This is a genomic window from Streptomyces sp. SID3212 (genome assembly GCF_009865405.1).
GTDB lineage: Bacteria > Actinomycetota > Actinomycetes > Streptomycetales > Streptomycetaceae > Streptomyces.
Map to the genome: position 1 here is coordinate 1 of NZ_WWJY01000140.1, position 4704 is coordinate 4704.

A 4704-nucleotide genomic window follows, 5' to 3' on the forward strand; every position below is an offset into this window, starting at 1 on the left:
TGACCCGGGCCGCCGTACCGGCGCGGGCGGCCTACCAGCCCCGCGCGCGCCAGTCCGGCAGGTGCGGGCGCTCGGCGCCGAGGGTCGAGTCGTCGCCGTGGCCGGGGTAGATCCAGGCCTCGTCGGGCAGCGCCGCGAAGATCTTCGATTCGAGGCCGTCCATCAGCGTCCCGAAGTCGGTGGGATTGCCGGTGCGCCCCGGACCGCCGGGGAAGAGGCAGTCGCCGGTGAAGACGTGCGGGTGGCCGTGCGGGTCGTCGTAGACCAGCGCGATCGAACCCGGCGTGTGCCCCACCAGGTGGACGGCGGTCAGGCCGACCGCCCCGACCCGGATCGTGTCCCCGTCCTCGACCAGGACGTCGGTGGGGACGGGGATGGCCTCGGCGTCGTACCGCCCCGCGTACGTACGGGCTCCGGTGGCCGCCACGACCTCCGCGAGCGCCTGCCAGTGGTCCTGGTGGCGGTGGGTGGTGGCGACGGACGCGATGGAGTCGTCGCCGATGAGGGTCAGCAGCGTCGCCGCGTCGGCCGCCGCGTCGATCAGCAGTTGCTCACCGGTGGCCCGGCAGCGCAGCAGATAGGAATTGTTGCCCATCGCGCCGACCTCGACCTTGGAGATCACCAGGTCGGGCAATTCGTGCACATCCGCAGGTCCGCCGACCTTCACCGCTCCGCTGTACGTCATACGGCTCAGCCTATAGCGGGGGCAGGACGGGAAGGGGGCCGCTCGCGAACTCCAGTGCGGACCCGTCCCGGCGCCCCGCGAGCCACCCCATCAGGTCCGGCGCGGACCCCGTGACGGTCTCGGGCTCGTCCCCGCCGGCGGGAGCGCGGCCCGTGCGCCAGGTGCGCCCCTCGGGGGTGGCGAGGGTCAGCGGCGGGACGGCGGCGTTCCCCGAGAAGCGGTCCGCGAGGAAGTCGATCTCGAGTTCGGTGAACTCCTCGGAGAGGTCTTCGAGCGTCCGGTCGAGACCCAGGTCGACGTGGTGCAGCTCGACCTCGATCCAGCGCCGGAAGGGCACCCGCGAAGCGGCGTCGGTCACACCGTTGCGCAGGGTGACGGTACGGGTCCAGTCGGCGGGGACGGCCGCGGAATGATGGAAGCGGGCCGCGGCGTTACGTACATCGGTGAGGTGGACGTCGAGGGCCCTGGAGGCGTCCCGCTCGATGTCCGCGTCCCGGGCGGCGCCGTCGGTGTACATGGGCCGGCCTTCGAGGACGTTGACCAGAGCGTCCGCGTTCCGCGCGAGGTGGGCCAGTACGTGCCCCCGGCTCCAGCCCGGCAGCCGTGACGGCGCGGCGAGGCTCGCGTTGTCCAGTGAGGCGACGGCGAGGAGGAGCCGTTCGTCCGCCTCCCGCAGAGAGGCCAGGTCCCGTACGTGATCAGTCATGAAGCCGACGATAGCGACCGCCAGGGACCGCGCCGCCACCCGATCGGGTGAAGGCGGCCGAGAACGGCCGTAAATCGAATGCACGTGCTATAAGCTCGGAAGAGGCATCCTGGCATGTAGGCAGAACCACGCGGGCACCCGAGAACAGGGCCCCGTGCACCCCATCGCTCTGGCGCGACCCCTCCGGGCCCCGAAGTCCGGAAGAGGGGCGCGCCCCTGCTTCTCTCCTCAGAAAGGTGCGGACCGGCGTGGCCGACCGTCTCATCGTCCGTGGCGCGCGCGAGCACAATCTCAAGAACGTCTCGCTCGACCTCCCCCGTGACTCCCTCATCGTCTTCACCGGGCTCTCCGGGTCGGGCAAGTCCTCCCTCGCGTTCGACACGATCTTCGCCGAGGGGCAGCGCCGGTACGTGGAGTCGCTGTCCTCGTACGCCCGGCAGTTCCTCGGTCAGATGGACAAGCCGGACGTCGACTTCATCGAGGGGCTGTCCCCGGCCGTCTCGATCGACCAGAAGTCGACCTCGCGCAACCCGCGCTCGACGGTCGGCACGATCACCGAGGTGTACGACTACCTCCGGCTGCTCTTCGCCAGGATCGGGAAGCCGCACTGCCCCGAGTGCGGCCGGCCGATCTCCCGCCAGTCGCCGCAGGCCATCGTGGACCGCGTCCTGGAGCTGCCCGAGGGCAGCCGCTTCCAGGTCCTCTCGCCGCTCGTCCGCGAGCGGAAGGGCGAGTTCGTGGACCTCTTCGCCGATCTCCAGACGAAGGGGTACAGCCGCGCGCGCGTCGACGGGCAGACCGTCCAGCTCACCGAGCCCCCCACGCTCAAGAAGCAGGAGAAGCACACCATCGAGGTGGTCGTCGACCGCCTCACGGTGAAGGACAGCGCCAAGCGCCGGCTGACCGACTCGGTGGAGACCGCGCTGGGCCTCTCCGGCGGCATGGTCGTGCTCGACTTCGTGGACCTCCCCGAGGACGACCCCGAGCGCGAGCGGATGTTCTCCGAGCACCTCTACTGCCCGTACGACGACCTGTCCTTCGAGGAGCTGGAGCCCCGCTCCTTCTCCTTCAACTCGCCCTTCGGCGCGTGCCCCGAGTGCAGTGGTATCGGGACGCGCATGGAGGTCGACCCGGAGCTGATCGTCCCGGACGAGGACAAGTCCCTGGACGAGGGCGCCATCCACCCCTGGTCCCACGGCCACACCAAGGAGTACTTCGGCCGGCTGATCGGCGGGCTCGCGCAGGCCCTCGGCTTCCGTACGGACATCCCGTGGGCCGGGCTGCCCGCGCGCGCCAAGAAGGCCCTGCTGTACGGCCACAAGACGCAGGTCGAGGTCCGGTACCGGAACAGGTACGGGCGGGAGCGCGCGTACACCACCCCCGCCTTCGAGGGCGCGGTCTCCTTCGTCAAGCGGCGGCACAGCGAGTCCGAGACGGACTCCAGCAGGGAGCGCTTCGAGGGGTACATGCGCGAGGTGCCCTGCCCGACCTGCCACGGCACGCGCCTCAAGCCGATCGTCCTCGCGGTCACGGTCATGGACAAGTCCATCGCCGACATCGCGGCGCTGTCGATCAGCGACTGTGCCGAGTTCCTGGGCCGCCTCAAGCTGAACGCGCGCGACAAGAAGATCGCCGAGCGGGTGCTCAAGGAGGTCAACGAACGGCTGCGGTTCCTGGTCGACGTCGGCCTGGACTACCTGTCGCTGAACCGCGCGGCGGGCACCCTGTCCGGCGGCGAGGCCCAGCGCATCCGGCTCGCCACCCAGATCGGCTCCGGCCTGGTCGGGGTGCTCTACGTCCTGGACGAGCCCTCCATCGGCCTCCACCAGCGGGACAACCACCGGCTGATCGAGACCCTGGTCCGGCTGCGGGACATGGGCAACACCCTGATCGTCGTGGAGCACGACGAGGACACCATCAAGGTCGCCGACTGGGTGGTCGACATCGGCCCGGGGGCCGGTGAGCACGGCGGGAAGGTCGTGCACTCGGGCCCGTTGAAGGGGCTGCTGACCAACAAGGAGTCGCTTACCGGCCAGTACCTGTCCGGGAAGCGGTCCATCCCCACCCCGGAGATCCGGCGGCCCGTGGACGCCGACCGGCAGCTCACGGTGCAGGGCGCGCGGGAGAACAACCTCCAGGACATCGACGTGTCCTTCCCGCTGGGCGTGCTCACGGCCGTCACCGGTGTCTCGGGCTCCGGGAAGTCGACCCTGGTCAACGACATCCTCTACACCCACCTGGCCCGGGAGCTGAACGGCGCGAAGTCCGTGCCCGGGCGGCACACCCGGGTCGACGGCGACGACCTGGTCGACAAGGTCGTCCACGTCGACCAGTCGCCCATCGGCCGCACACCCCGGTCCAACCCGGCCACGTACACCGGCGTCTTCGACCACGTCCGCAAGCTCTTCGCGGACACGATGGAGGCGAAGGTCCGGGGGTATCTCCAGGGGCGCTTCTCCTTCAACGTGAAGGGCGGCCGGTGCGAGAACTGCTCCGGCGACGGCACGATCAAGATCGAGATGAACTTCCTGCCGGACGTGTACGTCCCCTGCGAGGTCTGCCACGGGGCGCGCTACAACCGGGAGACGCTGGAGGTCCACTACAAAGGCAAGTCCATCGCCGAGGTCCTCGACATGCCGATCGAGGAGGCGCTGGACTTCTTCGAGGCGGTCCCGGCGATCTCGCGCCACCTCAGGACGCTCAACGAGGTGGGCCTGGGGTACGTACGCCTGGGCCAGTCCGCACCGACCCTCTCGGGCGGCGAGGCGCAGCGCGTGAAGCTCTCCAGCGAGCTCCAGAAGCGCTCCACGGGCCGTACGGTCTACGTCCTGGACGAGCCGACGACCGGGCTGCACTTCGAGGACATCAGCAAGCTGATCAAGGTGCTGTCCGGGCTGGTCGACAAGGGCAACACGGTGATTGTGATCGAGCACAACCTGGACGTCATCAAGACGGCGGACTGGGTGATCGACATGGGCCCGGAGGGCGGGAACGGAGGCGGTCTGGTGGTGGCGGAGGGGACGCCGGAGCGGGTGGCGGGGGAGTCGTCCAGCCACACGGGCAAGTTCCTCCGCGAGATCCTTGACCCGAACCGAATCCTGGACGCGACGCCCAAGAAACCTGCGCGCCGCACCCGCAAGCCCGCCTCCCGCTGACCGCGCCGCGCTAACGGTTGTCCTCAATCGCCGGACGGGCTTGTTTGTGCGTCTGTCCGGTGCGCGGGCGCGGCTTACCGATTTCCACAATCGCCGGACGGGCTGGAGGGTGCACCCGGGCGGGCTTAACGACCCGGGGCGGGCCGGGGGTTGTCTTG

Annotated in this window: 3 protein-coding genes; 1 reads left to right on the forward strand and 2 read right to left on the reverse strand. The window is 69.8% G+C overall.

Going from position 1 to position 4704, the window contains the following annotated elements; translation table 11 throughout:
- Positions 1-31: 31 nt before the first annotated feature.
- Complete coding sequence (locus GT042_RS04000) at positions 32-685, reverse strand: MBL fold metallo-hydrolase (RefSeq protein ID WP_161307306.1); 654 nt, start codon at positions 683-685, stop codon at positions 32-34.
- Positions 686-695: 10 nt separating this feature from the next.
- Positions 696-1391 carry a maleylpyruvate isomerase family mycothiol-dependent enzyme gene (locus GT042_RS04005; RefSeq protein WP_161307307.1) on the reverse strand — a complete coding sequence of 232 codons (696 nt, stop codon included), beginning with the start codon at positions 1389-1391 and terminating at the stop codon, positions 696-698.
- Between the two features lie 248 nt (positions 1392-1639).
- On the opposite strand from GT042_RS04005, the gene uvrA reads away from it, so the two are divergent.
- Complete coding sequence (gene uvrA, locus GT042_RS04010; protein ID WP_345943672.1) at positions 1640-4546, forward strand: excinuclease ABC subunit UvrA; 2907 nt, start codon at positions 1640-1642, stop codon at positions 4544-4546.
- The last annotated feature ends 158 nt before the right edge of the window (positions 4547-4704 follow it).